The following is a 26337-nucleotide window of genomic DNA, read 5'->3' on the forward strand; positions in this document are numbered from 1 at the left end:
CGGCCGGCCGCCGGGTCCGTCCCGCTTTTTCTCTTTCTTCTTTCACGTCTCTTCACGCGGTCGTGCGACCGCGCATGCCCAAGGGGGGCTCACCCATGTCCACACTCCCGTCCGCCGTACCCGTACGGGCGATGCTCGTGCTCGGCACCCGGCCCGAGGCGATCAAACTGGCGCCCGTGGCGCGGGCCATGGCGACCGGCGACCGGTTCGAGCCGGTCGTCGTCACCACCGGCCAGCACCGCGAGATGCTCCACCAGATGCTCGGACTGCTCGGCGTCGAGGTGCGGATCGCCCTGGAGGTGATGCGCACCCGCCAGCAGCTCTCCGATCTGACCGCCCGGCTGGTGCAGGAGCTGGGCGAGGTCATGCGGGACCAGCGGCCGGACCTGGTGATGGTGCAGGGGGACACCACCACCGCGCTGGCCGGCGCGCTCGCCGCGTTCTACGAGAAGATCCCGGTCGCCCATGTCGAGGCGGGCCTGCGCACGGGCGTCATCGACAACCCCTTCCCCGAGGAGCTCAACCGCAGCCTGATCGGGCGGATCGCCCGCTGGCACTTCGCCCCGACCGACCGCGCGGCCCGTCATCTGACGGACGAGGGCGTGCCCGGGACGAAGGTCTTCACCACCGGCAACACCGTGATCGACAACCTGCTGTGGGTGCTCCGTGAGGGGTCCGGCGACTCCGCCTTCCGCACCCGGGCACGGCGGATCCTGGTGACCCTGCACCGGCGGGAGAACCAGGGCGAGCGGATGCGCGGCATGGGCCGGGCGCTGCGCCGGCTCGCCCACCGCGGGGACGTGGAGATCGTGCTGCCGCTGCACAAGAGCCCCGCCGTGCGGGACGCGCTGCTGCCCGAGCTGGACGGGCACCCGGGGATCGAACTGGTCGAGCCGCTGGGCTACCTGGACTTCGCCGCCACGCTGGCCGAGTGCGACCTGGTGCTCACCGACTCGGGCGGCATCCAGGAGGAGGCGCCGAGCCTGAGCAAGCCCGCGCTGGTGCTGCGGACGACCACCGAGCGCCCGGAGGCGGTGGAGGCCGGCGCGGCACGGCTGATCGGCACCGACCCGGACACCATCGTCAGCAGCGCCGAACGGCTGCTGGACGATCCGGCGGAGTACCGGAGGATGGCGACCGCCGGGAACCCGTTCGGCGACGGCCGGGCCGCGGCGCGGGTCCTGGCCCAGCTGGCCGAGGACTTCGCCGCCGATGTGCCTGTCGGGGCGACGGCGGCCGGGCCGTACTCGGCGGCATGACCTCCGCGCTCCCGCGTCCCCGACGGCGGATCGCCCTGCCGCCGCCGGGGCGCGGGGGCCGTGTCCTGACCGCGCTGGCGGCCGGGCTGGCGCTGACGGTGCTGCTCGCGGTCACGGCCGGCCGCTGCGGTTCCGGCGAACCGGCCCCCCGGCCGGTGCCGTGGACGGACGGTTCGATGCACGGCCGCTGGCTGTCGGTGTTCAACGGCCACGGCACCAACTACGGCGACGACGGCTTCCTGGCACTGTCGCCGCGGGCCGCCACGGACCCCGGGAACACCCACGCGGGCCTGGTGGTGAGCACCGCGACCTACACGGACGTGACGTTCGAGGCGAGGATGCGCACCGTGCGGCAGCTGCGCGAGCCACGGCCCAACCCGTGGGAGGTGCCCTGGCTGGTGTGGGGGTACTCCGATCCGGAGCACTTCTACTACATCACCCTCAAGCCCAACGGCTGGGAACTGGGCAAGCGTGATCCCGCCTATCCGGGCGGCCAGCGCTTCCTGGCCACGGGGCACCAGAGGTACCGGGTGGGCGACTGGCACCGGGTGCGGGTCGAGCAGCGGGGCGCGGTGCTGGAGGTCGGAGTGAGCGGGGAGCCGCTGGTGACCTTCACCGACACCGAGCGGCCGTATCTGCTCGGCTCGGTCGGGGCGTACACCGAGGACGCGACCGTGCGGTTCGAGGGGCTGCGGGCCCACTAGACCGGGGCTGCGGGCCGGGGGCTGCGGGCCCACGGAAAAAATGCGGTGGCGCCTGCCGAGATGTCCGGGTCGGGGACAGGCAGGCGCCACCAATGTTCCGTACGCCTTTGTACGGGACGTCTTTTCGGGCCGGTCAGACCATCAGCGCACGGTCCGTCGGGCGGATCGGCGCCGGCAGGTCGCTGGCTCCGGTCAGGAAGCGGTCGACGCCACGGGCGGCCGAGCGGCCCTCCGCGATCGCCCACACGATGAGGGACTGTCCGCGGCCGGCGTCACCGGCGACGAACACTCCCGGCACGTTGGTCTGGAAGTCGGCGTCGCGAGCGATGTTACCCCGCTCGTCGAGGTCCAGGGCGAACTGCTCCACCAGGCCGTTGTCCCGGTCGGTGCCGGTGAAGCCCATGGCGAGGGTGACCAGCTGGGCGGGGATCTTGCGCTCGGTGCCCGGCTTCTGGGTCAGCTTGCCGTCGACGAACTCGACCTCGACCAGGTGCAGCCACTGGACGTTGCCGTCCTCGTCGCCCTCGAAGTGGGTGGTGGAGACGGAGTAGACCCGCTCGCCGCCCTCCTCGTGCGCGGAGGTGACCTTGTAGAGCATCGGGAAGGTCGGCCACGGCTGGTGCGCCGCCCGGTCCTCGCCCGGCTTCGGCATGATCTCCAGCTGGGTCACGGAGGCCGCGCCCTGGCGGTGGGCGGTGCCCACGCAGTCCGCGCCGGTGTCGCCGCCGCCGATGACCACGACGTGCTTGCCCTCGGCCGAGATCGGGGCGGTGACGTAGTCGCCCTCCTGGACCTTGTTGGCCAGCGGCAGGTACTCCATGGCCTGGTAGATGCCCTGGAGCTCGCGGCCCGGCACCGGCAGGTCGCGGGCCGTGGTGGCGCCGACGGCCAGCACGACCGCGTCGTAGCGCTTCTTGAGGTCCGTGGCCTTCAGGTCGCGGCCGATCTCGACACCGGTGCGGAAGCGGGTGCCCTCCGCGCGCATCTGCTCGATACGGCGGTTGATGTGCCGCTTCTCCATCTTGAACTCGGGGATGCCGTACCGGAGGAGACCTCCGACGCGGTCCGCGCGCTCGTAGACGGCGACGGTGTGGCCGGCCCGGGTCAGCTGCTGGGCGGCGGCCAGGCCCGCGGGGCCCGAGCCGACGACCGCGACGGTCTTGCCGGACAGCCGCTCGGGAGCCTGCGGGGCGACGTCACCGGTCTCCCACGCCTTGTCGATGATCGAGACCTCGACGTTCTTGATGGTGACGGCCGGCTGGTTGATGCCGAGCACACACGCCGACTCACAGGGCGCCGGGCAGAGGCGGCCGGTGAACTCCGGGAAGTTGTTGGTGGCGTGCAGGCGCTCCTGCGCGGCCGACCAGTCCTCGCGGTAGGCGTAGTCGTTCCACTCGGGGATGAGGTTCCCCAGCGGACAGCCGTTGTGGCAGAACGGGATGCCGCAGTCCATGCACCGGCTGGCCTGCTTGCTGATGATCGGCAGCAGCGAGCCGGGGACGTAGACCTCGTTCCAGTCCTTCAGACGCACGTCGACGGGACGGGACTTGGCGACCTCGCGGCCGTGGTTCAGAAAGCCCTTCGGGTCAGCCATTGATCGCCGCCTCCATCATCTTCTCGGTGATCTCGGACTCGGAGAGACCGTCTCGCTCGGCGGCGTCCTTGGCGGCGAGCACTGCCTTGTACGTGCTGGGGATGATCTTGCTGAAGCGGGCCACCGCCGTGTCCCACTCGGCCAGGAGCTTCTCGGCGACCGTCGAACCGGTCTCCTCCTGGTGACGGCGCACCACGTCGTGCAGCCACTGCTTGTCGGCGTTGTCGAGCACCTCGACGGCGTCCACGTTGCCGACGTTGACGTTGTCGCGCTCCAGGTCGATGACGTACGCGACACCGCCGGACATGCCGGCCGCGAAGTTGCGGCCCGTCTCGCCGAGCACCACCGCGTGACCGCCGGTCATGTACTCGCAGCCGTGGTCGCCCACGCCCTCCGAGACCACCAGGGCGCCGGAGTTGCGGACGCAGAAGCGCTCGCCCGTGCGGCCGCGCAGGAACAGCTCGCCGCCGGTGGCGCCGTAGGCGATGGTGTTGCCCGCGATGGTCGAGTACTCGGCGAGGTGCTCGGCACCCCGGTCCGGGCGGACGACCACACGGCCGCCGGACAGGCCCTTGCCGACGTAGTCGTTGGCGTCGCCCTCCAGGCGCAGCGTGACACCGCGCGGGAGGAAGGCGCCGAAGGACTGGCCGGCCGAGCCGGTGAAGGTGATGTCGATGGTGTCGTCGGGCAGACCCGCGCCGCCGAACTTCTTCGTCACCTCGTGGCCGAGCATGGTGCCGACCGTGCGGTTGATGTTGCGGATGGCGACCTGGGCGCGCACCGGCTGGGCCTCGGTGGCCTCCGACGCGGCCAGCGCGTCCGCGGCGAGCCGGATCAGCTCGTTGTCCAGCGCCTTCTCCAGGCCGTGGTCCTGGGCGACGAGCTGGTGGCGCACCGCGCCCTCGGGCAGCTCGGGCACGTGGAACAGCGGCTCCAGGTCCAGGCCCTGCGCCTTCCAGTGGTCGACGGCACGCTCGACGTCGAGCACCTCGGCGTGGCCGACGGCCTCCTCGATGGAGCGGAAGCCCAGCTCGGCGAGCAGCTCGCGGACCTCCTGCGCGATGAACTCGAAGAAGTTCACCACGTACTCGGCCTTGCCGGAGAAGCGGTCGCGCAGGACCGGGTTCTGGGTGGCGATGCCGACGGGGCAGGTGTCCAGGTGGCAGACGCGCATCATGACGCAGCCGGAGACGACGAGCGGCGCGGTCGCGAAACCGAACTCCTCGGCGCCCAGCAGCGCGGCGATGATCACGTCGCGGCCGGTCTTGAGCTGGCCGTCGGTCTGGACGACGATCCGGTCGCGCAGGCCGTTGAGCAGCAGGGTCTGCTGGGTCTCGGCGAGGCCGAGCTCCCAGGGGCCGCCCGCGTGCTTCAGCGAGGTCAGCGGGGAGGCGCCGGTGCCGCCGTCGTGGCCGGAGATGAGCACGACGTCCGCGTGGGCCTTGGAGACACCCGCGGCGACCGTGCCGACGCCGACCTCGGAGACCAGCTTGACGTGGACCCGCGCCTGCGGGTTCGCGTTCTTCAGGTCGTGGATCAGCTGGGCGAGGTCCTCGATGGAGTAGATGTCGTGGTGCGGCGGCGGGGAGATCAGGCCCACGCCCGGCGTCGAGTGCCGGGTCTTCGCGACCCACGGGTAGACCTTGTGGCCGGGCAGCTGGCCGCCCTCGCCGGGCTTGGCGCCCTGGGCCATCTTGATCTGGATGTCGTCCGCGTTGACCAGGTACTCGGAGGTCACGCCGAAGCGGCCGGAGGCGACCTGCTTGATCGCCGAGCGGCGCGCCGGGTCGTACAGGCGCTCCGGGTCCTCGCCGCCCTCACCGGTGTTGGACTTGCCGCCCAGCTGGTTCATGGCGATGGCGAGGGTCTCGTGCGCCTCCTTGGAGATGGAGCCGTACGACATGGCGCCGGTGGAGAAGCGCTTGACGATCTCGGAGGCCGGCTCGACCTCGTCGACGGAGATCGACGGGCGGCCGGACTTGAAGCCGAACAGGCCGCGCAGCGTCATCAGGCGCTCGGACTGCTCGTTCACGCGCCCGGTGTACATCTTGAAGATGTCGTAGCGCTTGCTGCGGGTCGAGTGCTGGAGGCGGAAGACCGTCTCCGGGTCGAACAGGTGCGGCTCGCCCTCGCGGCGCCACTGGTACTCGCCGCCGATCTCCAGCGCGCGGTGCGCCGGGGCGATGCCGGAGGCCGGGTACGCCTTGGCGTGGCGGGCGGCGACCTCCTTGGCGACGACGTCGATGCCGATGCCGCCGATCTTGGAGGCGGTGCCGTTGAAGTACTTCTCCACGAAGGTCTCCTCCAGGCCGACGGCCTCGAAGACCTGGGCGCCGCGGTAGGAGGCGACGGTGGAGATGCCCATCTTGGACATGACCTTCAGCACGCCCTTGCCGAGGGCGTAGATCAGGTTGCGGATGGCCTTCTCGGACTCGATGTCCGTGAGGAAGGTGCCCGCGCGGACGAGGTCCTCGACGGACTCCATCGCGAGGTAGGGGTTGACGGCCGCGGCGCCGAAGCCGATGAGCAGGGCGACGTGGTGGACCTCGCGGACGTCGCCGGCCTCGACCAGCAGGCCCACCTCGGTGCGCTGCTTGGTGCGGATGAGGTGGTGGTGGACGGCCGCGGTGAGCAGCAGCGACGGGATCGGCGCGTGCTCGGCGTCGGAGTGACGGTCCGACAGGACGATCAGCCGGGCGCCGTTCTCGATGGCCGCGTCGGCCTCGGCGCAGATCTCCTCGATGCGCGCGGCCAGCGCGTCACCGCCGCCGTGCACCCGGTACAGGCCGGACAGGGTCGCGGCCTTGAAGCCGGGCATGTCGCCGTCGGCGTTGATGTGGATGAGCTTGGCCAGCTCGTCGTTGTCGATGACAGGGAAGGGCAGCACGACGGACCGGCAGGACGCGGCGGTCGGGTCGAGCAGGTTGCCCTGCGGGCCCAGCGAGCTGCGCAGGGAGGTGACCAGCTCCTCGCGGATGGCGTCCAGCGGCGGGTTGGTGACCTGCGCGAACAGCTGGGTGAAGTAGTCGAACAGCAGGCGCGGGCGCGAGGACAGCGCGGCGATCGGCGAGTCGGTGCCCATGGAGCCGATCGGCTCGGCGCCGGCCTTGGCCATCGGGGCGAGGATGACGCGCAGCTCCTCCTCGGTGTACCCGAAGGTCTGCTGGCGGCGGGTGACCGAGGCGTGGGTGTGGACGATGTGCTCGCGCTCGGGCAGGTCGCCCAGCTCGATCTCGCCGGTCTCCAGCCACTCGGCGTACGGGGCCTCCGACGCGAGCTGGGCCTTGATCTCGTCGTCCTCGATGATGCGGTGCTCGACGGTGTCGACGAGGAACATCTTGCCCGGCTGGAGGCGGCCCTTGCGGACGACCTTGGCGGGGTCGATGTCGAGGACGCCGACCTCGGAGCCGAGGACGACGAGGCCCTCGTCGGTGACCCAGTAGCGGCCGGGGCGCAGGCCGTTGCGGTCGAGGACCGCGCCGACCTGGGTGCCGTCGGTGAAGGTGACGCAGGCCGGGCCGTCCCAGGGCTCCATCATCGTGGAGTGGTACTGGTAGAAGGCACGCCGGGCCGGGTCCATGGAGTCGTGGTTCTCCCACGCCTCCGGGATCATCATCAGCACGGAGTGCGGCAGCGAACGGCCGCCCAGGTGCAGCAGCTCCAGGACCTCGTCGAAGGAGGCGGAGTCGGAGGCGTCCGGGGTGCAGACCGGGAAGACGCGGTCCAGCTTCTCGGAGCCGAACAGCTCGGAGACCAGCTGCGACTCGCGGGCGCGCATCCAGTTGCGGTTGCCCTTGACGGTGTTGATCTCACCGTTGTGCGCGACGAAGCGGTACGGGTGCGCGAGCGGCCACGAGGGGAAGGTGTTCGTGGAGAACCGGGAGTGCACGAGCGCGATCGCGGAGGCGAAGCGGCGGTCGGACAGGTCCGGGAAGAACGGCTCCAGCTGACCGGTGGTCAGCATGCCCTTGTAGACGATGGTGCGGGCCGACAGCGACGGGAAGTAGACGCCGACCTCGCGCTCGGTGCGCTTGCGCAGCACGAACGCCTTGCGGTCGAGGACGATGCCCGTGCTGGTGCCGTCACCGACGAAGATCTCGCGGAAGACCGGCATCGTCGAGCGGGCGGTGGCGCCGAGCAGCTCGGGGGCGACCGGGACCTCGCGCCAGCCGAGGACGGTGAGGCCCTCCTCGCCGGCGATCGTCTCGATGTGCGAGACGGCGTCCTCGGTGCCCTCCTCGGGCAGGAAGGCGATGCCGACCGCGTAGGCGCCCGCCTCGGGCAGCTCGAATCCGGCCACCTCGCGGAAGAAGGCGTCCGGCACCTGCGTGAGGATGCCCGCGCCGTCGCCCGAGTCGGGCTCGGAGCCGGTGGCACCGCGGTGCTCCAGGTTGCGCAGGACCGTCAGGGCCTGCTCGACCAGGGTGTGGGACGCCTCGCCGGTGAGGGTGGCCACGAAACCGACGCCGCACGCGTCGTGCTCGTTGCGGGGGTCGTACATACCCTGCGCAGCAGGGCGAGCATCCATGAAGGACCAGTTCTGGCCATTCGCGGAATGCTGGGACGGCTGGCGCGGCGTACGCATCGGCTCTCCCGTCGTCGTCATGTGGCATGTGCTGGTGCCGAGGGACGACGTTGGCCCTCTGCGTGGGGGTGCAAAATTTCGTGCAGGTTACATGATGGAGCGGTTCTCGGAAACCGGGATAGTCCGTTCCAGCATGCGGACGCCGCGGGTATCGGCGCAGGTACCGCGCTTGGCGGTCAAGTGTGTGGGGGCCGACGCGGACAGATCGATGTCCTTCGGCCCGGGAGAGCGGACGGGGCTCCGTCGCCCTTCCCGCGAGTGCGTCGCGGGCCTCATTGCCCACAGCGCTTACGGCTCATGCCCCGTGGTCATGTGCTCGAAACCAACGAGTAACGGCTACTTATGCGACCCGACGCATAAGTTCAGCCAGGTCATCCTACGGCGATTCCGAACAGGCTGCCCAGGACATATGTCACACCGGCCGCGGCGCCGCCCAGCACGAGCTGGCGCAGTCCGCTGAACCACCAGCTGCGCGCGGTCACCCTGGCGACCACGGCCCCGCACGCGAAGAGTCCGAGCAGCGCGAGCAGCACGGCCGGCCACAGCGCGCTCGCCCCGAGCAGATACGGCAGCACGGGCAGCAGCGCGCCCAGCGCGAAGGACGCGAACGACGAGACGGCCGCGACCGCCGGGGACGGCAGGTCGCCGGGGTCGATCCCCAGTTCCTCGCGGGCGTGTATCTCCAGGGCCTGCTCGGGATCCCTCGACAGCTGCCGGGCGACCTGGCGGGCCAGCTCCGGCTCCACGCCCCGGGAGACGTACAGCGCGGCCAGCTCGGCCTCCTCGTCCTTGGGGTGCCGGCGCAGCTCGCGCCGCTCGACGTCCAGTTCGGCCTCGACCAGCTCGCGCTGGGAGGCGACGGAGGTGTACTCGCCGGCGGCCATGGAGAAGGCGCCCGCGGCGAGGCCCGCGAGGCCGGTGAGGACGACGGTCTGCTGGCTCACGGAACTGCCGGCCACACCGGTCATCAGGGCCAGGTTGGAGACCAGGCCGTCCATCGCGCCGAAGACGGCCGGGCGCAGCCAGCCGCCGTTCACGTCGCGGTGGGTGTGGTTGTCGCGGTGCGCCTCGTGCAGCACCGCCTCGGTCTCGATGACGGCCATCCGGGATCCCCCATTGAGCTTAGCCAAAGCTAACTTTGGATGAGTTCTACTTTTCGACAACACCCACACTACGGTCCGGAATTCCTGCCCGCCAGCAAGGAAAGGCTGGGCTAACCTGCGGTTTTGTGCTCGAACGCTCACCCGAGCGATAGTCAGCACATATGTCGACCGGGTGACAGTGGGACGGACGAGGCTGGGGTCAACCGCTGACGGTGGGACATATCCGCAAAGGGTCCGCGCCCTGTGCGGCCCCCCTCAGGAACAGAGGCCGCGTATGGCATCCACCGCCTGCATCCCGTCGGCCCCGGCGCCCGGGGACGCCGCCGGACTCCGCGAGCGGGCCCGCGGCGCCCTTCTCGGCCTCGCCGTCGGTGACGCCCTCGGGGCACCGGCCGAGAACCTGAAGCCGTCGCAGATCCGTGCCCGCTGGGGCCGCATCACGGGCTACGTCGCCGAGAACCCGTCCGGCACGGACGACACCGAGTACGCGATCTTCTCCGGCCTCCTCCTGGCCCGCCACGGCTCGGCCCTCACCCCGGCCCATGTGGAGGCGGCCTGGCACGAGTGGATCGCCGACCGCGACGAGGGCCCGTTCCGCGGTGCGGGCTTCAGCGAACGGGGCACGCTGGAGAACCTGCGCCGGGGGCTCGCCGCCCCCATCTCGGCCCAGCACCGGCACGCCTGGAGCGACGGCCTCGCCATGCGCGCGGCCCCCTTCGGGGTCTTCGCCGCGGGCCGCCCCGCCGAAGCGGCCCGCCTGGTGGCGATCGACGGGTCGGTCAGCCATGACGGCGAGGGCATCTACGGCGGCCAGGCCGTCGCGGCGGGCGTGGCGGCGGCGATGGCGGGCGCCCCGCCCGTCGCGGTGGTCGCCGCGGCCCTGGCGGTCGTCCCGGACGACTCCTGGACGGCCCGCTCCCTGCGCCGGGCGGTGACGGTCGCGCACCGGGGCGAACGGGCGGTCCGCTCGGCGGTCGTGATCGGCGGCTACCCCTGGACCGATCTGGCGCCCGAGGCCGTCGCCCTGGCCTTCGGCGCCTACGCCGCCGCCGACGGGGACTTCCGCGAGGCGGTGCTCACGGCGGTGAACATGGGCCGGGACGCGGACACGACCGCGGCCGTGGCGGGTGCCCTCGCCGGGGCGACCCGGGGCGCGGGCGCGATCCCCGGGGACTGGGCCGCCGCCATCGGCCCGGCCCGGGGCAGCTGCCTGCCGTCCATGGCCGGCCATCACGTCCTGGAGGTGGCGGACCTCCTGACCCCCGGGGAACCGGAGGGGCCCGAGGAAGCGGAGGGGCCCGAGGAAGCGGAGGAGACCCACGCCTCCCCGGACCGCCGCACCTTCGCCCTGGCGGCGGACGAGACGACGGGCCCGGCCCGATGAGGCCGCCCGGCCCCTGGGACGAGGGCCCCGGCCCCACGCTCCTCCCGAGCGGCACCACGACGCCCCCGCATGAGGAGCGGGACGGCCGCGACGAGCCGGAGGCGGACGCGACGGCGGAAGAACCGCCGGCCGGCCCGGCACGTGCGACGCGCCCGCCCCGGTCACCGGCCCCCACCGGCACGGCCCCTCCCGCCGTCGCACCGAACCCGGCCGCCACGGCACACCCGGCGGCACCCGCGTCCCGGACCGGGCGGACCACCCCGGCGGCGCCGGGCACGGCAAGACCCTCCGCGAGAACAGGACGGACACGCCCGGCGGCCTCCGTGACCGGAGCCGGACGGACGCATCCGGCGGCCTCCGCGCGGTCGCCGCGCCCCGTGAGCGCGGCCGGTGGCACAGGTACGGCCCTCCCGGCAGAGGCAGCCGACCCGGCACGGGCGCCCGGTCCGATGCGGATGCGGCGGATCGAGGGACTGCTGCTGGGACTTGCCGCGGGGGACGCCGCCGGATGGCCCGCCGCGCGCCACCGGGCCGCCCGTATGCCCGACTGGACGCGCCGCCTCACCCGGGAACTGGACACCTTCGCCGAGCAGAACGCGACCACCACCCTGCCCGTCCCCATCGCGCTCAACCAGCCCCCCGAGCCGCTCCGCCTCGGCCCCTCCGACGACGCGGAGTGGGCGGCCTTCACCGCGGAGGCGCTCCTGCGCGCGGGCGACGACACCGCGCTCGGCGACATCAGCCGGGACCGCCGTACGCGGGCGGCCATCGACCTCACCTGGAACGCCCTGGCCGCCGAGGTCGCCGCGGCCGCGGAACGCGCCCCCGAGGTGGAGTCCGCCGTCGTCCCCCTGCGCGCCCGCATCTCCGTGCGGGCGGGCCTCGGCAACCTGGCCGCCGGTCTGCGCCCGCCCGCCACCGGCCACGACAATCCGCACTACTTCGACGACGCCGCCTGCGTCCGCGCCTGCGTCCTCGCGGCCGCCCACCCCGGCGACCCCGTACGCGCGGCCGCCCTCGCCGAGTTCGACGCCCGCTACACCCAGGACGGCGACGGTGTCCACGGCGCCCGCGCGATGGCGGCGGCGGTCGGTCTCGCCCTGGGCGGAGCAGGCGCCGGGGACTGCGCGGCGGCCGCCCTGACGGAGCTGCCCGAGGGCACGGAGATCGGCCGCAACGCCCGCCACGCGCTGCGGCTGGCGCGGGACGCCGGCAGCGCCTTCGCCCTGCTCCCCCTCCTGGAGCACCAGATCGTCGACCACGTCTACAGCTACGGCATCGCCGCCGCCGAGACCGTCCCCGTCGCCCTCGCTCTCACCGTCGCCGCCGACGGCCGTATCGCCGAGGCGGTCCCCGCCGCCGCCTGTCTCTCCCGGGTCGCCGACTCCGCCCCGGCCCTGGCGGGCGCCCTGACCGGCGCGCTCGGCGGCGGCCGGTCGGTCCCCGCCCCCTGGCGCGACGCCTGCCGCGTCCTCTCCGGCTGCGCCCTCCCCCGTCTCACCGGCACCGACCTGGTGGAACTCGCCGAACTCCTGGAAGCCGCGCAACCGGCCCCGCCAGGAGGATGATTCGGGGCATGACGCCCAAAGGAGCAGAAGCAGGCCGAGCCCACACCCTGGACGAGAGGATCACCGGCGCCCTGGTCGGCGCGGCCGTCGGCGACGCCCTCGGCGGCCCCGTCGAGGGATACACCCCCGAGCAGATCACCGAACGCCACGGCGGCCGGGTCCACGGGATCGTCGGCCCCTGGCACGGCGACGCCTGGCGCACGGCCCGCCCGGTCGCTCCGTACCACAAGGGCGACGGACACGTCACCGACGACACCCTGATGACCCACGCCCTGGTCCGCGTGTACGCGAGGGTCCGTGACCACCTCGACGCCCACGCCGTCGCCGAGCACCTGGTCCCGGACCTGATGACCACTCCCCGCTGGATCCCGGAGCTGGAGGCCGAGGCGCTCCCCCTCCAGCGGATCTTCCTCGCGGAGAAGTGGCTGGTGGCCCGGCTCCACTACGGCCATGTGGACCCCCGCGAGGCGGGCGTCGGCAACATCGTCAACTGCGGCGCGGCGATGTACATGGCCCCCGTCGGCCTGGTCAACGCGGCCGACCCGGCGGCCGCCTACGCCGAGGCACTGGACGTCGCCGGAGCCCACCAGTCGTCGTACGGCCGTGAGGCGGCGGGGGTGTTCGCGGCGGCGGTCGCCGCGGCGTGCGTCCCGGGCGCCGGCCCGGACTCGGTCGTCGGAAGCTGTCTGGCCCTGGCCAAGGACGGCACCCGGACCGCGATCGAGCAGGTCTGCGAGACGGCCGCGCGGTACACGGACTTCGAGTCGGCCCTCGTCCCGCTGCGCGAGGCCGTCGCCCCGTACGACACGGTCGGACCCGACTACCGCGCCCCCTCCCTCGGCGCCCGCCGTCCCTCCCGCCTCCACTCGATCGAGGAACTCCCCGTCGCGCTCGGCATGCTGGTGGTCGCCGGGGGCGACTTCCGCCACGCGGTGCTCGGCGCGGTGAACTACGGACGTGACTGCGACTCCATCGCCACGATGGCCGGAGCGCTCGCCGGCGCCCTGGGCTCCCCGCCCCCGGAGGACTGGTCCAAGACGGTCGCGGAGGCCAGCCGTCTGGATCTGTGGGCCCCGGCCACGACGCTCACCGAGGTCACGCGTGAGATCTTCGGACGGGACGTGCGCCGCCGCAGGTCCCACGAACGCGCCTTCGCCGCCCTGGGAGGCACCGCGTGCTCCGACTGACCTGGGTCCAGCCCGAGGACCTGATCGGCCATGAACTCGCCCAGGCGGCCCAGGACGGCCGCGAGCCGTCGGCGATCGCGGCGAGATGGCGGGCCGCGGGCGGCGCACAGGCCCCCGGGAGGGCGGGTGCCTCCCCGCGGCCGGCCTCCCGCTATCTGCGGACCCTGGCCGAGGACCTGCTCGACGAACTGGCCGACCTGCCCAGCCGCCTGGCCGACAGCGAGCCGACGGACCTGGCCCGGATCAGGGCCCTGTGCCCCGACTGGCCGGACACCGGCCACGGGCGCGGCCGTGTCTCCCCGGCCGCGCTGGAGGCCGCCTGGCTGGGCCGGGCCGCCGGCTGCCTCCTGGGCAAACCCGTCGAGAAGCTCCCCCTCGACGGCATCCGCCGGCTCGCGGAAGCCGCCGGGAACTGGCCTCTGCGCACCTGGTTCACCGCCCGGGGGGTCCCCGCGGACCTCCTCGCCGAGCACCCCTGGAACCGCCGCTCGGCCACCACCTCGCTCGCCGAGAACATCGACGGCATGCCCGAGGACGACGACCTCAACTACCCCCTCCTGAACGTCCTCCTCCTGCAGCGCCACGGCAGGGACTTCACCACCGCCGACGTGGCCCGGCTGTGGCTCGACGAACTCCCGGCCGGACGCACCTTCACCGCCGAGCGCGTCGCCTACCGCAACCTCCTCTCCGGCATCGAGCCCCCGCACACCGCCCGCCGGCGCAACCCCTTCCGCGAGTGGATCGGCGCCCTCATCCGCGCCGACGTGCACGGCTGGACCAACCCGGGCGACCCCGGGTCCGCCGCCGCCCAGGCCCACCGCGACGCCGTCCTCACCCACACCGCGAACGGCGTCTACGCGGCGATGTTCACGGCGGCGGTCGTCGCGGCCGCCGCCACCGGCACCCACGACGTGCACACCTGCCTGCGCACCGGCCTGACGGTCGTGCCGCCCCGCTCACGCCTGGCGCGGGCGGTCGTCCACGCCGTCGCACTGGCCCGCACGACAGCCGGCTTCGACGACGTGGTGGACGCGCTCCACACCACGCACCGCACCGCCCACTGGGTCCACGCCGTCCCCAACACCGCGCTGATCGCCGCCGCCCTCACCCACGCCGGCGGCGACTTCACCGGCTCCGTCACCCGGGCCGTCTCCGGCGGCTGGGACACCGACTCGAACGGCGCCACCGCCGGCAGCGTCGCCGCCCTCCTCGCCGGCTCCCCCGCCGCCCTGCCCGAACGCTGGACGGCCCCGCTGAAGAACCGCCTCGCCACCTCCGTCGCCGACTTCGACGGCACCGGCTTCGACGCCCTCGCCCACCTCACGCACCTGGAGGCATCCCGCCCATGACCCATATCGCCGTCCTCGGCAGCACCAACATGGACCTCGTCGCGTACGTCCCGAAGGCCCCGCAGCGCGGGGAGACCGTGACCGGCCGGGAGTTCCGCACGGTCCCCGGCGGCAAGGGCGCCAACCAGGCCATCGCCGCCGCCCACGCCGGCGCCACGGTCTCGATGGTCGGCGCCGTCGGGAACGACTCCTTCGGCGCGCGCCTGCGCTCCGTCCTGGAGCACTCCGGCGTCGACACCGACCATCTGCGCACGGTCGAGGGCCCTTCCGGCACCGCGCACATCGTGGTGGACGACGAGGGCGGCAACGCCATCGTCGTGATCCCCGGCGCCAACGGCACCGTCGACCATCTCGCCCCCGGCGACGAGGGCCTGATCGCCAACGCCGACGCGCTCCTGCTCCAGCTGGAGATCCCGATGCCCGCCGTCCTCGCGGGGGCGCAGGCGGCCCGCGCCCACGGCATCCGCACGATCCTCACCCCGGCCCCCGCCCAGCCGCTCCCGATCGAACTCCTCAACGCCGTCGACCTGCTGGTGCCCAACGAGCACGAGGCGGCCACCCTCACCGGCCGCACCGACCCCCGTTCGGCCGCCGTCGCGCTGCTGGAGGAGGTGCCGGAGGTGATCGTCACCCTCGGCCCGGCGGGCTGCCTCTACGCCGCGCGCGGCGCGGAACCGGTGACCGTGCCCGCGCCGCAGGTCACCGCCGTGGACTCCACCGCCGCCGGGGACACCTTCGTCGGCACGCTCGCGGTCGCCCTCGGCGAGGGCCGGCCGATGCCGGAGGCGCTGCGCTGGGCGGCCGAGGCGGCGGCGCTGTCGGTGCAGCGGGAGGGGGCGTCGACGTCGATGCCCTACCGCTCCGAGATCGACGCGCAGTTCACCTCATGACGGCTCCCGGGACCGCTCCCCCGTCCGCCCCCGCGGGCCCCTGCGCCCCGGCTCCCCTGTCCGGTCTGCGGGTCCTGGACCTGGCCACCCTGTTCGCCGGTCCGCTCGCCGCCACGCTGCTCGGCGACTTCGGCGCGGAGGTCGTCAAGGTCGAGCACCCCACGAAGCCCGACCCCTCCCGCGGACACGGCCCCGCCAAGGACGGGATCGGCCTGTGGTGGAAGGTGCTCGGCCGCAACAAACGGACCATCACCCTGGACCTGTCCAGGCCCGGCGGCCGGGACACCCTGCTCCGGCTGGCCGCCACCGCGGACGTCGTCGTCGAGAACTTCCGCCCGGGCACCCTGGAGCGCTGGGACCTGGGCTGGGAGGACCTCTCGGCCGTCAACCCGCGGCTGGTCCTCACCCGGGTCACCGCCTTCGGGCAGTTCGGCCCCTCCTCGCACCGCCCCGGCTTCGGCACCCTCGCCGAGGCCATGAGCGGCTTCGCCGCGATCACCGGCGAACCGGACGCGCCCCCGACGCTCCCCCCGTTCGGCCTGGCCGACTCCGTCGCGGGCCTGGCCACGGCCTACGCCGTCATGACCGCGCTGGCCGCCCGCGACCGCACGGGCCAGGGGCAGGTCGTGGACATGGCCCTCATCGAGCCGATCCTCGCCGTCCTCGGGCCCCAGCCCACCTGGTACGACCAGCTCGGCTACGTCCAGCCGCGCACCGGCAACCGCTCCGCCAACAACGCACCGCGCAACACCTACCGCACCGCCGACGGCACCTGGGTCGCCGTCTCCACCTCCGCCCAGTCCGTCGCCGAACGCGTCATGCACCTGATCGGCCGGCCCGACCTGATCGACGAGCCCTGGTTCGCCACCGGCGCCGACCGGGCCCGCCACAGCGACGTCCTCGACGCGGCCGTCGGCGGCTGGATCGCCGGGCGCACCCGCACCGAGGTCCTCCAGGCGTTCGAGAAGGCGGACGCGGCGATCGCCCCCGTGCAGGACGTCCGGGACGTGATGGCCGATCCGCAGTACGCGGCCCTCGACACCGTCACCACCGTCGACGACCCCGAACTCGGCTCCCTGCGCATGCAGAACGTCCTCTTCCGCCTCTCCGCGACCCCCGGCGCGATCCGCTGGGCCGGCCGGCCGCACGGCGCCGACACGGACGCCGTCCTGACCGAACTGGGCCTGACCGCCCGCGAGCTGGCCGCCCTGCGCGAGGAGGGGGCCCTGTGATTCCGCTGACCTGGCTGTACGTGCCCGGCGACCGGCCCGAGGTGGTGGCGAAGGCGCTGGTCGCGGGCGCGGACGTGGTCGTCGTCGACCTGGAGGACGCGGTCGCCCCCGACCGCAAGGCATACGCCCGCGCGGCCACGGCGGAACTCCTCTCCGATCCCCGGCCAAAGCCGGTGCACGTCCGGGTCAACGCCCTGGACGGCCCGCAGGCCGGGGCCGACCTGCGGGCCCTGGCCGCGCTGCCCGGCCTGTCGGGGCTGCGGCTGCCCAAGGTCACGTCCCCCGGGCAGATCGCCCGTGTCGCCGAGCGGACCGCATCCGGCGCCGGAGACGGGCCCGCGCTGTACGCGCTGCTGGAGTCGGCCCTGGGGGTGGAGCGGGCCCATGCCATCGCCGGCGCCCATCCGGCGCTGCGCGGCATCGGCCTGGGCGAGACCGATCTGCGCGCCGACCTCGGGGTGCGGGAGGACGGCGGGCTCGACTGGTCGCGCTCCCGGATCATCGTGGCCGCACGTGCGGCGGGTCTCCCGGCGCCGCCGCAGTCGGTGCACCCCGACACCCGCGACCTGGAGGGCCTGACCACCAGCTGCGCCCATGGCCGCGCCCTCGGTTTCCTCGGCCGCGCCGCGATCCATCCGCGCCAGCTGCCGATCATCGAGCGCTCCTATCTGCCCACCGAGCGGGAGATCGAGCACGCGGAGCGGATCATCAAGGCGGCCACCGAGCACGAGGGCGCCCAGGCCCTGTCGGACGGCACCTTCATCGACGCGGCGGTGGTGGCGGCGGCCAGGACGACCCTGTCGCTGGCCCGGCGCCGCTGACCGCCCCCTCGCACGCCGAAGGGCGCCCGGGATTCCCGGGCGCCCTTGTCGCGGTGGGACCGACGGTCAGCCCTTCTTGGCCGACTCCGACTCCGGCTCCGCCGCGGACCCGGCCTTCTCGGCCTCGTTCCCGGCGTCGTCCTTCGTCTCGTCCTGCGTGTCGTTCTTCGCGCCGGCGTTCTTCGCGTCGTCGTTCGTGGCGTCCTCCGGGTCGCTCCCGGCCGCCTCGTCCTCGTGCTCCTCGGAGCCGCCCGCGTCCTTCCCGGCGCCCTCGGCGTCCGGCTCGGGCGACGGCTGCGCACCGGGCTCGACGACCGGCTCCCGCCCGGGCCGCTTCTTCGCGGAGACCACGATGTAGACCACGGCCAGCACGAACACCAGCAGCGCGGTCCAGTTGTTCAGCCGCAGACCGAGGATGTGGTGGGCGTCGTCGACGCGCATGTACTCGATCCAGAAGCGGCCCGCGCAGTACGAGGCGACGTACAGGGCGAACGCACGGCCGTGGCCCAGCTTGAAGCGCCGGTCGGCCCAGATGACCAGCAGCGCGACACCGATGCACCACAGCGACTCGTAGAGGAAGGTCGGGTGGTAGTAGCCCGGCTCCCGCCCGTCCGTCGCGGAGGTGATGTGCAGCGCCCACGGCAGGTCGGTCTCGCGTCCGTAGAGCTCCTGGTTGAACCAGTTGCCCCAGCGGCCGATCGCCTGCGCGAAGGCGATGCCGGGTGCGACGGCGTCGGCGTAGGCGGGCAGCGGGATGCCGCGGCGGCGGCAGCCGATCCACGCGCCCACCGCGCCCAGCGCGATGGCACCCCAGATGCCGAGGCCGCCCTCCCAGATCTTGAAGGCGTCCACCCAGTCACGGCCCTCGCTGAAGTACAGCTCGTAGTCCGTGATCACGTGGTAGAGCCGGCCGCCGAGCAGACCGAACGGCACCGCCCAGACAGCGATGTCGGCGACGGTGCCGGCCCGCCCGCCGCGGGCGATCCAGCGCTTGTTGCCGAGCCATACGGCTACGAAGACGCCGATGATGATGCAGAACGCGTAGCCGCGCAGCGGGACGGGACCGAGGTGCAGCACCCCGCGCGACGGGCTGGGAATGTAGGCAAGTTCCATGGCAGGGTCGACGCTATCGTGCCGGGCGGGCCCGACGGCGGGCGGCCCGGCTACGGGTCCATAACGGGCCGGGGCGGCGGTTCACTGCTGCGCGGCCTCGACCATCTGCTTCAGCTTGGCCGGTGTCATCGTCTGGTCCTGGTAGATGTCCTTGCCGTCGAGCAGCACCGTGGGCGTGCCGCGGAACCCGCCGTCGCGGAACGCCTCGTTGGACTTCTCGACCCAGCTGTTGTGCCGGCCGTCCTGCACGCACGCGCGGAACTCGGGCGTGTCCAGGCCGTCGACCTTGCCGGCCAGCTCGATGAGCTTGTCCTCGTCGGCGAAGGCGTCGTCGGTCTCGGGCGGCTGGTTGTCGTAGAGCACGTCGTGGTACGGCGTGAACTTGCCCGCGTCCTGGGCGCAGGCCGCGGCGTTCGCCGCCGTGCGGGAGCCGGTGCCGCCCATGTTGCCGTCGATGATGGTGGCCAGGTGGTACTCCACCTTGAGCTTCCCGGCGGCCGTCAGCTCATGGATCACGGGGCGGTACGCCGTCTCGAACGCCTTGCAGGCCGGGCAGCGGAAGTCCTCCCAGACCGTGAGCGTCGACCCGGCGCTCTCCTTGCCGGCCGGGATGGCCAGGCTGTCCTTGCCCTGGGCCCCCGAGGGCGCCACGACCGGGCCCGCGCTGTCGCTGCCGTCGTCCTTGCCCGCGTTCGCCGCGACCACGCCGATCACGGCCGCGAGGCCCAGGACGCAGACCACGCTCGCGCCCACGATCAGCGCGCGCCGGCGCTTGTCGGCGGCCTTCTGCTTCTCGCGCTCGACCGCCAGCCGCTCCCGGGCGTTGCGCTTTCCGTCACGATTCTTCTCGCTCACACCCCGGAAACGAACCGGGGAGGCGCAGCGCGCCTCCCCGGTCCCAGGTCCACCCGTTCGAGTGACCGAATTCTTCCGTCACGCCTGTCCGCGCACGCCCTTCGCGAGGTCGCCCGCGAGGTCGCGCACGGCCCGCAGCCCGGCCGCCTCGTCCGGGGCGTCCAGCATCAGCTTGACGAAGGCGGAGCCGACGATCACGCCGTCGGCGAAGCCGGCGACCTCGGACGCCTGGACCGCGTTCGACACACCGAGGCCGACGCACACGGGCAGACCGGTCCCGGTGGCACGGGTGCGCTCCACCAGGTCCTGGGCCTGCGCGCCCACGGACGCGCGGGTGCCGGTGACGCCCATCAGCGAGGCGGCGTAGACGAAGCCGCTGCCCGCCGCGGTGATCTCGCGCAGCCGCTCCTCCTTGCTGCTGGGCGCCACGACGAAGACCGTCGCGAGGCCGTGCTTCTCGGCGTGCTCCCTCCACAGGCCCGCCTCCTGCACGGGCAGGTCGGGCAGGATGCACCCGGCGCCGCCCGCCTCGGCCAGCTCGGCGGTGAAGCGCTCGACGCCGTAGCGGTCGATCGGGTTCCAGTACGTCATCACGAGCACGGGCCTGCCGGTCGCCGCGAACGCCTCGCGGACGGTGCGCATGACGTCGGCGATCTTCACACCGCCGCGCAGGGCGATGTCGTCGGCGGTCTGGATGACCGGGCCGTCGAGGACCGGGTCGCTGTGCGGCAGGCCCACCTCCACGACGTCGGCGCCGCCGTCGAGAACGGCCTTGACCGCCTCGATGCCGCCGTCCACGGTCGGGAACCCGGCCGGGAGGTAGGCGATGAGTGCGGCACGCCCCTCGGACTTCGCCGAGGCGAGCGTGTCGGTCAGCAGCTGGATGTTCCCGCTCACTTGGCGTCCCCCGCGATCTCGGCGGTGTCGGCGGCGTCGGCCGCGACCTCGGCGTCGGTGTCGTACAGCCCGAAGTAGCGCGCGGCGGTGTCCATGTCCTTGTCGCCGCGGCCGGACAGGTTGACGACGATCAGCCCGTCCTTGCCCAGTTCCCTGCCGACCTCCAGCGCGCCGGCCAGGGCGTGGGCGCTCTCGATGGCGGGGATGATGCCCTCCGTGCGGGACAGCAGACGCAGCGCCTGCATGGCCGCGTCGTCGGTGACCGCGCGGTACTCGGCGCGGCCGCTGTCCTTGAGGTAGGAGTGCTCCGGGCCGATGCCGGGGTAGTCCAGACCGGCCGAGATGGAGTACGGCTCGGTGATCTGGCCCTCCTCGTCCTGCAGCACGTAGGACCGTGAGCCGTGCAGGATGCCGGGCTCGCCGGCGGTCAGGGTCGCCGCGTGCTCGCCGGTCTCCACACCGTGCCCGGCCGGTTCGCAGCCGATGAGGCGTACGTCGCCGTCGGGGATGAAGGCGTGGAACAGGCCGATGGCGTTGGAGCCGCCGCCGACACAGGCGACCGCCGCGTCGGGCAGGCGTCCGGCCTGCTCCAGCAGCTGGCGGCGGGCCTCCACGCCGATGACCCGGTGGAAGTCGCGGACCATGGCCGGGAAGGGGTGGGGTCCGGCGACGGTGCCGAAGAGGTAGTGCGTGCGGTCGACGTTGGCGACCCAGTCGCGGAACGCCTCGTTGATGGCGTCCTTCAGGGTGCGGCTGCCGGACTTCACGGCGACGACCTCGGCGCCGAGCATGCGCATCCGGGCCACGTTGAGGGCCTGGCGCTGGGTGTCGATCTCGCCCATGTAGATCGTGCAGTCGAGGCCGAACAGCGCGCAGGCCGTGGCCGTGGCGACGCCGTGCTGTCCGGCGCCGGTCTCGGCGATGACCCTGGTCTTGCCCATGCGCTTGGTGAGCAGGGCCTGGCCGAGGACGTTGTTGATCTTGTGGGAGCCGGTGTGGTTGAGGTCCTCCCGCTTCAGGAAGATCCGGGCGCCGCCGGCGTGCCCGGCGAACCGGGGGACCTCGGTGAGGGAGCTGGGCCGGCCGGTGTAGTTCACCAGCAGGTCGTCGAGCTCCCGGGCGAACTCGGGGTCGTTCTTGGCCTTGTCGTACTCGACGGCGACCTCGTCCACGGCGGCCACGAGGGCCTCCGGGATGAACTTGCCGCCGAAGGCGCCGAAGTAGCCCTCGGCCGAGGGGACCTGACCCTCCGGGTCAGGGACGAAGCAGGTACTGGGCATGCGGAAACCTCACGGTGAGTATGCGGAATGCACTGATCGCCGTGGGGGCAGGGCTTTGTCGGGCGGTCGACGGCCGTCCATGGCCTGTCGCGCCCGCGCGGCGGAAGCCGCACATCAGGCAGAGCCCCGCGCCCCTAAAGGGCGCGCTGCCATCGACGGCCGTTCACCTGTCCGGGTTCGTCCCCGATGACGTACCGCACCCTGCGGCCGTGCACCCGGCGGGCGGGGGCACGGCAACCGCGCGGCCGGCAGCCGCGCGCCAGGCGCGCGTACCGGTCCGTGGCCGTCACAGAGGTCGTCGGAGTCATCATCCGAACCCTACCGGGTGATCAGCTACGGCCGTGCCGCAATGCGGGATGTTCGCCCGCCGCCACCAGGTCGGCGACGGCCGACTTCGGGTCGCGGCCGGTCACCAGGGACTCGCCGACCAGCACGGCGTCGGCGCCCGCGTTGGCGTAGGCGATCAGGTCGTGGGGTCCGCGGACACCGGACTCGGCGACCTTGACGATGCTGTCGGGGATCTCCGGGGCGACCCGCTCGAACGTGCCGCGGTCGACCTCCAGCGTCTTCAGGTTGCGCGCGTTGACGCCGATGATCTTGGCGCCCGCGTCCACCGCGCGCTCGACCTCCTCCTCGTCATGGACCTCGACGAGCGGGGTCAGACCGATGGAGACGGCCCGTTCGATCAGCGACTCCAGAGCCGGCTGGTCGAGGGCGGCGACGATCAGCAGGGCGAGGTCGGCGCCGTACGCGCGGGCCTCCCACAGCTGGTACGACGTGACGATGAAGTCCTTGCGCAGGACCGGGATGTCGACGCGGGCGCGGACGGCCTCCAGGTCGGCGAGCGAACCGCCGAAGCGGCGCTGCTCGGTCAGCACGGAGATGACGGCCGCGCCGCCCGCCTCGTAGTCCGCGGCGAGCCCGGCCGGGTCGGCGATCGCGGCCAGCGCGCCCTTGGACGGGCTGGAACGCTTGACCTCGCAGATCACCTTGACACCTTCACCGCGCAGGGCGGCGACCCCGTCCTTGGCGGCACGGGCCTTCGCAGCGCGCTCCTTGAGCTCGTCGAGGCTGACGCGCGCCTGCCGCTCCGCGAGGTCGGCACGGACTCCGTCGATGATCTCGTCGAGCACACTCACGCGAGCGGCCCCCTTCCAGACGGTTGACAGTTCCTGCGACCAGGGGCAGTGCAATGGTCACTGTGATGGTATCCGGAGGAAGGCGTAGGGCTCGCATCCGGTTGACGGCGGTCCCACTACCTGGACGTTCCACCGGCGATCAAGGATGCAGCCAGCCACCGAAGGGAAGATTCCGGACAACCGTGAAGACCAGCAACAACGCGCCGACGGCCCACAGGTGCGCGGGGCCGGGGTCGATCCGCAGCGGTCTGCCGCGCGCCGCACGGACCACCCAGACGGTCCACAGCGCGGCGAAGCCGAGGTAGGCGGCGACGGCGGGGGCGTTCGCCTGGAGCGCGGCCGCCAGATCACCGTGCACGAAGGCGTGCGCGCTGCGCAGTCCGCCGCAGCCGGGGCAGTACAGGCCGGTGAAGCGCAGCAGCGGGCAGACGGGGTAGTGGCCGGGTTCGTAGGGATCGACCGCCCCGACGTAGGCGAAGGCCCCGGCGACGGCCGCGAGCACTCCGGCGGGCACGGCGAGCCGCAGCAGCGGCCTGCCGGTGGCGGTGGGGGCCGTGGGCCGGCCGTCGGCGTTCACGCCTCGCATTCTGCCCCCGAGAACGCCGGCGGCGCGTGCGGACGGCCTCACGGGCAGCCTTGCGGGGGACGTGCCGAAGGGGCGGCCCGGGTCGTCGGGCCGCCCCTTCGGCGTGTGCTGGTGCTGCGAACGTCACGCAGCCGCTCGGGCGCGGCGTACGGGGCTCAGCCCTCCACGGCCACCGGCTCGCGGGTCACGGCCGGCTTCACCGCGGGAGCCTTGACCATGGCCAGCGGCTCGGCCTTGGGGGCACCGAGGCCCATGGAGCGCATGACGACGCCGACGACACCGCCGAGGACCACGATCGCCATGCCGCCCCAGAAGGCGAGCGGGTTGTCCATCACCATGAAGGCGCCCGCGACGGTGAAACCGATGAAGGCGATGATGACACCCGTCCAGGCGGCCGGGGTGTGACCGTGGCTGCTGTCCGCCATTGCTTGCTCCTCGTAGCTGTGTGCGTGTGTGAGCCTGACGCTCGCCGTCCATTGTCCCGTACGCGCGGGCGTGCCGGACGCGGGGGTGGCTCCCCGGGGGCGTCTGATGCGCCACATCGGGACGGGCGGTCCGGGCCGCGGGTGCCCGTGGGGTTTCTATGCCTGTTCGGGGCCGGTGGGGTCCTCGCCGCGGTCGAGGGCCTTCCACAGGTCCTCGGGCCGGTCGGGGTCGGTGGCGGCGGGGCGACGGCGTGCCCGGGCGGCCCCGGAGCGCTCGTAGCGGCCGGACATCGCGGGCCACAGCCGGCCGTAGCGCAGGGCGAGCAGGCCGGCCAGCAGAAGCAGCAGCCCGCCGACGGCGGCGACGTAGGGCCAGGCGGTGTGGCTGAGGGAGCCGACCGTGGCGGAGGTGTCGCCGGAGACCTGCGCGGCCTGCTCGTCGAGCGCGGCGCTGTCGGAGGCGCCCACGAGGGCCGCGGCGACGGTGCCCGCGCCGGAGAGCGCGAGCAGCGCGGCGACCAGCAGCCGGCCGGCCCTGCGGACGGCGAAGACGGCGACGAGCGCGGCCAGCCCGACGATCGCGAGGGCGGCGGGGACGCCGGTGACGTCGCTGCCCCTGGCGGTCAGGGGGAAGGCGCCGCCGGCCACGGTCGCGGTGCCCTCCGACCAGCGCTGCCGGGTGCCCAGCAGGACCACGGCCGCGCCGAGCGCCCCGAACAGCAGGGCGAGGGCGAGGCTGCGGCGTCCGGACCGCGCGGGTCCTACGGCTTCGGTACGGGGGTGAGGTACAGCAGTCACGTACCCCACTATCGCCCGAACCCCGGGTGGACCGTCACCCGGGGCTGCCGTGAGAAGCGCCCCACTTCCGCCGGAAGCGGGCTACTTGCCCAACCGGTTGGCGGTGTGCACCGCACGCAGCACGGCGGCGGCCTTGTTGCGGCACTCCTGGTCCTCGGCGACTGGGTCGGAGTCGGCGACGATGCCCGCGCCGGCCTGGACGTAGGCCGTGCCGTCCCGCAGGAGGGCGGTGCGGATGGCGATGGCGGTGTCGGAGTCGCCCGCGAAGTCGAGATAGCCGACGCAGCCGCCGTACAGGCCGCGCCGGGACGGTTCGAGCTCGTCGATGATCTGCATCGCCCGCGGCTTGGGCGCACCGGAGAGGGTGCCGGCCGGGAAGCAGGCGGTGAGCACGTCGAAGGCGGTGCGGCCGGGAGCGACCCTGCCGGTCACCGTCGAGACGATGTGCATGACGTGGGAGTACCGCTCGACGGACATGAAGTCGACGACCTCGACGGAGCCGGGCTCGCAGACCCGGCCGAGGTCGTTGCGCCCGAGGTCGACGAGCATCAGGTGCTCGGCGCGCTCCTTGGGGTCGGCGAGCAGTTCCTCGGCGAGTGCCTGGTCCTCCTGCGGGGTGGCCCCGCGGTGCCGGGTGCCGGCGATGGGGTGGAGCATGGCCTGCCCGTCCTCGACCTTGACCAGGGCCTCCGGGGAGGAGCCGACGACGTCGAAGCCCTCGAACCGGAACAGGTACATGTACGGCGAGGGGTTCGTCGCCCGCAGCACCCGGTAGACGTCGAGCGCGCTCGCGGTGCACGGGGTCTCGAAACGCTGCGAGGGCACCACCTGGAACGCCTCGCCCGCGCGGATGCGCTCCTTGACGTCCTCGACGGCCGCCTGGAAGTCGGGGCCGCCCCAGCGCGCGGTGTACCCGGGCAGCTCGGAGGGCGGCAGGACGGCCGGCGGCTGGGCGACCGGGCGTGCCAGGTCGGCCTCCATGGCGTCGAGGCGGGCCACGGCGTCCGCGTACGCCTCGTCGACGCCGGTGTCGAGGTCGTTGTGGTTGATCGCGTTGGCGATCAGCAGGACCGAGCCCTCCCAGTGGTCCATCACCGCGAGGTCGCTGGTGAGGAGCATGGTCAGCTCGGGGAGCCTCAGGTCGTCGCGCTCGCCGGGGCCGATCTTCTCCAGGCGGCGCACGATGTCGTAGCCGAGGTAGCCCACCATGCCGCCGGTGAAGGGCGGCATGCCCTCCTGGTGGGGGGTGTGCAGCGTCTCGACGGTGGCCCGCAGCGCGGCGAGCGGGTCGCCGTCGGCCGGGACGCCGACCGGCGGGGTGCCGAGCCAGAGCGCCTGGCCGTCCCGGGCGGTCAGGGTGGCGGCGCTGCGGACGCCGACGAAGGAGTAGCGGGACCACGAGCGGCCGTTCTCCGCGGACTCCAGCAGGAAGGTGCCGGGGCGCTCGGCGGCGAGCTTGCGGTAGAGCGCGACGGGGGTGTCGCCGTCGGCGAGGAGCTTGCGGGTGACCGGGACGACACGGCGGTCGACGGCCAGTTTGCGGAACGTCTCGAGGTCCATGGCGGCTG

Annotated in this window: 22 protein-coding genes; 9 read left to right on the top strand and 13 right to left on the bottom strand. The window is 73.2% G+C overall.

Annotation, left to right across the window (positions count from 1 at the left end; genetic code table 11):
• Positions 1-95: 95 nt before the first annotated feature.
• Together wecB and ACIQGV_RS24205 are read left to right on the top strand one after the other, a co-directional pair.
• Positions 96-1259 carry a non-hydrolyzing UDP-N-acetylglucosamine 2-epimerase gene (gene wecB / locus ACIQGV_RS24200; RefSeq protein ID WP_402497269.1) on the top strand — a complete coding sequence of 388 codons (1164 nt, stop codon included), beginning with the start codon at positions 96-98 and terminating at the stop codon, positions 1257-1259.
• Positions 1256-1963 carry a calcium-binding protein gene (locus ACIQGV_RS24205; RefSeq protein WP_402497270.1) on the top strand — a complete coding sequence of 236 codons (708 nt, stop codon included), beginning with the start codon at positions 1256-1258 and terminating at the stop codon, positions 1961-1963. Before wecB ends, ACIQGV_RS24205 begins: the two co-directional genes overlap by 4 nt.
• A 133-nt stretch (positions 1964-2096) precedes the next feature.
• Here ACIQGV_RS24205 and ACIQGV_RS24210 read toward each other — a convergent pair whose 3' ends face one another.
• The 3 genes from ACIQGV_RS24210 to ACIQGV_RS24220 all read right to left on the bottom strand — a co-directional run bounded on the left by ACIQGV_RS24210 (position 2097) and on the right by ACIQGV_RS24220 (position 9245).
• The gene (locus ACIQGV_RS24210) at positions 2097-3557 is read right to left on the bottom strand and encodes a glutamate synthase subunit beta (RefSeq protein WP_402497271.1); all 1461 of its coding nucleotides are present in this window, start codon (positions 3555-3557) and stop codon (positions 2097-2099) included.
• On the bottom strand, positions 3550-8142 hold the full coding sequence (gltB, locus tag ACIQGV_RS24215) for a glutamate synthase large subunit (RefSeq protein WP_402497630.1): 4593 nt from the start codon (positions 8140-8142) through the stop codon (positions 3550-3552). The genes ACIQGV_RS24210 and gltB overlap by 8 nt, the downstream gene beginning before the upstream one ends.
• Before the next feature lie 371 nt (positions 8143-8513).
• Entirely contained in the window at positions 8514-9245 is a 732-nt protein-coding gene (locus tag ACIQGV_RS24220) for a VIT1/CCC1 transporter family protein (protein ID WP_402497272.1), read from the bottom strand.
• 274 nt (positions 9246-9519) lie between these two features.
• Here ACIQGV_RS24220 and ACIQGV_RS24225 point away from each other — a divergent pair, with 274 nt between their 5' ends.
• The 7 genes from ACIQGV_RS24225 to ACIQGV_RS24255 are packed head-to-tail and all read left to right on the top strand — an operon-like array spanning position 9520 to position 17676.
• Positions 9520-10629 (top strand): ADP-ribosylglycohydrolase family protein, encoded by a 1110-nt coding sequence (locus ACIQGV_RS24225; RefSeq protein WP_402497273.1) that lies wholly within the window; start codon positions 9520-9522, stop codon positions 10627-10629.
• Positions 10626-12197 (top strand): ADP-ribosylglycohydrolase family protein, encoded by a 1572-nt coding sequence (locus ACIQGV_RS24230; RefSeq protein ID WP_402497275.1) that lies wholly within the window; start codon positions 10626-10628, stop codon positions 12195-12197. The genes ACIQGV_RS24225 and ACIQGV_RS24230 overlap by 4 nt, the downstream gene beginning before the upstream one ends.
• Positions 12198-12205: 8 nt before the next feature.
• Positions 12206-13384, top strand: a complete 1179-nt coding sequence (locus ACIQGV_RS24235) for an ADP-ribosylglycohydrolase family protein (RefSeq protein ID WP_402497277.1) — start codon at positions 12206-12208, stop codon at positions 13382-13384.
• On the top strand, positions 13372-14733 hold the full coding sequence (locus ACIQGV_RS24240; RefSeq protein ID WP_402497279.1) for an ADP-ribosylglycohydrolase family protein: 1362 nt from the start codon (positions 13372-13374) through the stop codon (positions 14731-14733). The genes ACIQGV_RS24235 and ACIQGV_RS24240 overlap by 13 nt, the downstream gene beginning before the upstream one ends.
• The gene (gene rbsK, locus ACIQGV_RS24245) at positions 14730-15623 is read left to right on the top strand and encodes a ribokinase (RefSeq protein ID WP_402497282.1); all 894 of its coding nucleotides are present in this window, start codon (positions 14730-14732) and stop codon (positions 15621-15623) included. Before ACIQGV_RS24240 ends, rbsK begins: the two co-directional genes overlap by 4 nt.
• Positions 15620-16855 (top strand): CaiB/BaiF CoA transferase family protein, encoded by a 1236-nt coding sequence (locus ACIQGV_RS24250; RefSeq protein WP_402497284.1) that lies wholly within the window; start codon positions 15620-15622, stop codon positions 16853-16855. The genes rbsK and ACIQGV_RS24250 overlap by 4 nt, the downstream gene beginning before the upstream one ends.
• Positions 16852-17676, top strand: coding sequence for an HpcH/HpaI aldolase/citrate lyase family protein (locus tag ACIQGV_RS24255; RefSeq protein ID WP_402497286.1), 825 nt, complete (start codon positions 16852-16854; stop codon positions 17674-17676). Before ACIQGV_RS24250 ends, ACIQGV_RS24255 begins: the two co-directional genes overlap by 4 nt.
• Positions 17677-17742: 66 nt before the next feature.
• Here ACIQGV_RS24255 and lgt read toward each other — a convergent pair whose 3' ends face one another.
• The 10 genes from lgt to ACIQGV_RS24305 form a co-directional block, all read right to left on the bottom strand.
• Positions 17743-18789 carry a prolipoprotein diacylglyceryl transferase gene (lgt, locus tag ACIQGV_RS24260; RefSeq protein ID WP_402497288.1) on the bottom strand — a complete coding sequence of 349 codons (1047 nt, stop codon included), beginning with the start codon at positions 18787-18789 and terminating at the stop codon, positions 17743-17745.
• 81 nt (positions 18790-18870) lie between these two features.
• The gene (locus ACIQGV_RS24265; RefSeq protein ID WP_402497291.1) at positions 18871-19644 is read right to left on the bottom strand and encodes a DsbA family protein; all 774 of its coding nucleotides are present in this window, start codon (positions 19642-19644) and stop codon (positions 18871-18873) included.
• A 78-nt stretch (positions 19645-19722) separates the two neighbouring features.
• Positions 19723-20541, bottom strand: a complete 819-nt coding sequence (gene trpA / locus ACIQGV_RS24270) for a tryptophan synthase subunit alpha (protein ID WP_402497293.1) — start codon at positions 20539-20541, stop codon at positions 19723-19725.
• Positions 20538-21821: a tryptophan synthase subunit beta gene (trpB, locus tag ACIQGV_RS24275; protein ID WP_402497295.1), complete on the bottom strand. Its 1284-nt coding sequence runs from the start codon at positions 21819-21821 to the stop codon at positions 20538-20540. Before trpB ends, trpA begins: the two co-directional genes overlap by 4 nt.
• A 134-nt stretch (positions 21822-21955) precedes the next feature.
• Positions 21956-22132: a tryptophan biosynthesis modulator TrpM gene (gene trpM / locus ACIQGV_RS24280; RefSeq protein WP_402497298.1), complete on the bottom strand. Its 177-nt coding sequence runs from the start codon at positions 22130-22132 to the stop codon at positions 21956-21958.
• 18 nt (positions 22133-22150) lie between these two features.
• Complete coding sequence (gene trpC / locus ACIQGV_RS24285) at positions 22151-22960, bottom strand: indole-3-glycerol phosphate synthase TrpC (RefSeq protein ID WP_402497301.1); 810 nt, start codon at positions 22958-22960, stop codon at positions 22151-22153.
• A 139-nt stretch (positions 22961-23099) separates the two neighbouring features.
• Entirely contained in the window at positions 23100-23546 is a 447-nt protein-coding gene (locus tag ACIQGV_RS24290) for a DUF2752 domain-containing protein (RefSeq protein WP_402497304.1), read from the bottom strand.
• A gap of 155 nt (positions 23547-23701) precedes the next feature.
• Positions 23702-23971 carry an HGxxPAAW family protein gene (locus ACIQGV_RS24295; RefSeq protein WP_402497307.1) on the bottom strand — a complete coding sequence of 90 codons (270 nt, stop codon included), beginning with the start codon at positions 23969-23971 and terminating at the stop codon, positions 23702-23704.
• A gap of 156 nt (positions 23972-24127) precedes the next feature.
• A complete protein-coding gene (locus ACIQGV_RS24300) occupies positions 24128-24778 on the bottom strand; it encodes a TIGR02234 family membrane protein (protein WP_402497310.1) in 651 nt (216 codons plus the stop codon).
• 72 nt (positions 24779-24850) lie between these two features.
• Positions 24851-26329 carry an anthranilate synthase component I gene (locus ACIQGV_RS24305; protein ID WP_402497312.1) on the bottom strand — a complete coding sequence of 493 codons (1479 nt, stop codon included), beginning with the start codon at positions 26327-26329 and terminating at the stop codon, positions 24851-24853.
• Positions 26330-26337: the final 8 nt, after the last annotated feature.

This window comes from Streptomyces sp. NPDC093094, from assembly GCF_044754345.1.
Taxonomy (GTDB): domain Bacteria; phylum Actinomycetota; class Actinomycetes; order Streptomycetales; family Streptomycetaceae; genus Streptomyces.

Bases quoted from the DNA above. Each gene is read 5' to 3' on its own strand.
- wecB (WP_402497269.1), top strand. From the start codon at position 96: ATGTCCACACTCCCGTCCGCCGTACCCGTACGGGCGATGCTCGTGCTC.
- ACIQGV_RS24205 (WP_402497270.1), top strand. From the start codon at position 1,256: ATGACCTCCGCGCTCCCGCGTCCCCGACGGCGGATCGCCCTGCCGCCG.
- ACIQGV_RS24210 (WP_402497271.1), bottom strand. From the start codon at position 3,557: ATGGCTGACCCGAAGGGCTTTCTGAACCACGGCCGCGAGGTCGCCAAG.
- gltB (WP_402497630.1), bottom strand. From the start codon at position 8,142: ATGCGTACGCCGCGCCAGCCGTCCCAGCATTCCGCGAATGGCCAGAAC.
- ACIQGV_RS24220 (WP_402497272.1), bottom strand. From the start codon at position 9,245: ATGGCCGTCATCGAGACCGAGGCGGTGCTGCACGAGGCGCACCGCGAC.
- ACIQGV_RS24225 (WP_402497273.1), top strand. From the start codon at position 9,520: ATGGCATCCACCGCCTGCATCCCGTCGGCCCCGGCGCCCGGGGACGCC.
- ACIQGV_RS24230 (WP_402497275.1), top strand. From the start codon at position 10,626: ATGAGGCCGCCCGGCCCCTGGGACGAGGGCCCCGGCCCCACGCTCCTC.
- ACIQGV_RS24235 (WP_402497277.1), top strand. From the start codon at position 12,206: ATGACGCCCAAAGGAGCAGAAGCAGGCCGAGCCCACACCCTGGACGAG.
- rbsK (WP_402497282.1), top strand. From the start codon at position 14,730: ATGACCCATATCGCCGTCCTCGGCAGCACCAACATGGACCTCGTCGCG.
- ACIQGV_RS24250 (WP_402497284.1), top strand. From the start codon at position 15,620: ATGACGGCTCCCGGGACCGCTCCCCCGTCCGCCCCCGCGGGCCCCTGC.
- lgt (WP_402497288.1), bottom strand. From the start codon at position 18,789: ATGGAACTTGCCTACATTCCCAGCCCGTCGCGCGGGGTGCTGCACCTC.
- trpB (WP_402497295.1), bottom strand. From the start codon at position 21,821: ATGCCCAGTACCTGCTTCGTCCCTGACCCGGAGGGTCAGGTCCCCTCG.
- trpM (WP_402497298.1), bottom strand. From the start codon at position 22,132: ATGATGACTCCGACGACCTCTGTGACGGCCACGGACCGGTACGCGCGC.
- ACIQGV_RS24290 (WP_402497304.1), bottom strand. From the start codon at position 23,546: ATGCGAGGCGTGAACGCCGACGGCCGGCCCACGGCCCCCACCGCCACC.
- ACIQGV_RS24295 (WP_402497307.1), bottom strand. From the start codon at position 23,971: ATGGCGGACAGCAGCCACGGTCACACCCCGGCCGCCTGGACGGGTGTC.
- ACIQGV_RS24305 (WP_402497312.1), bottom strand. From the start codon at position 26,329: ATGGACCTCGAGACGTTCCGCAAACTGGCCGTCGACCGCCGTGTCGTC.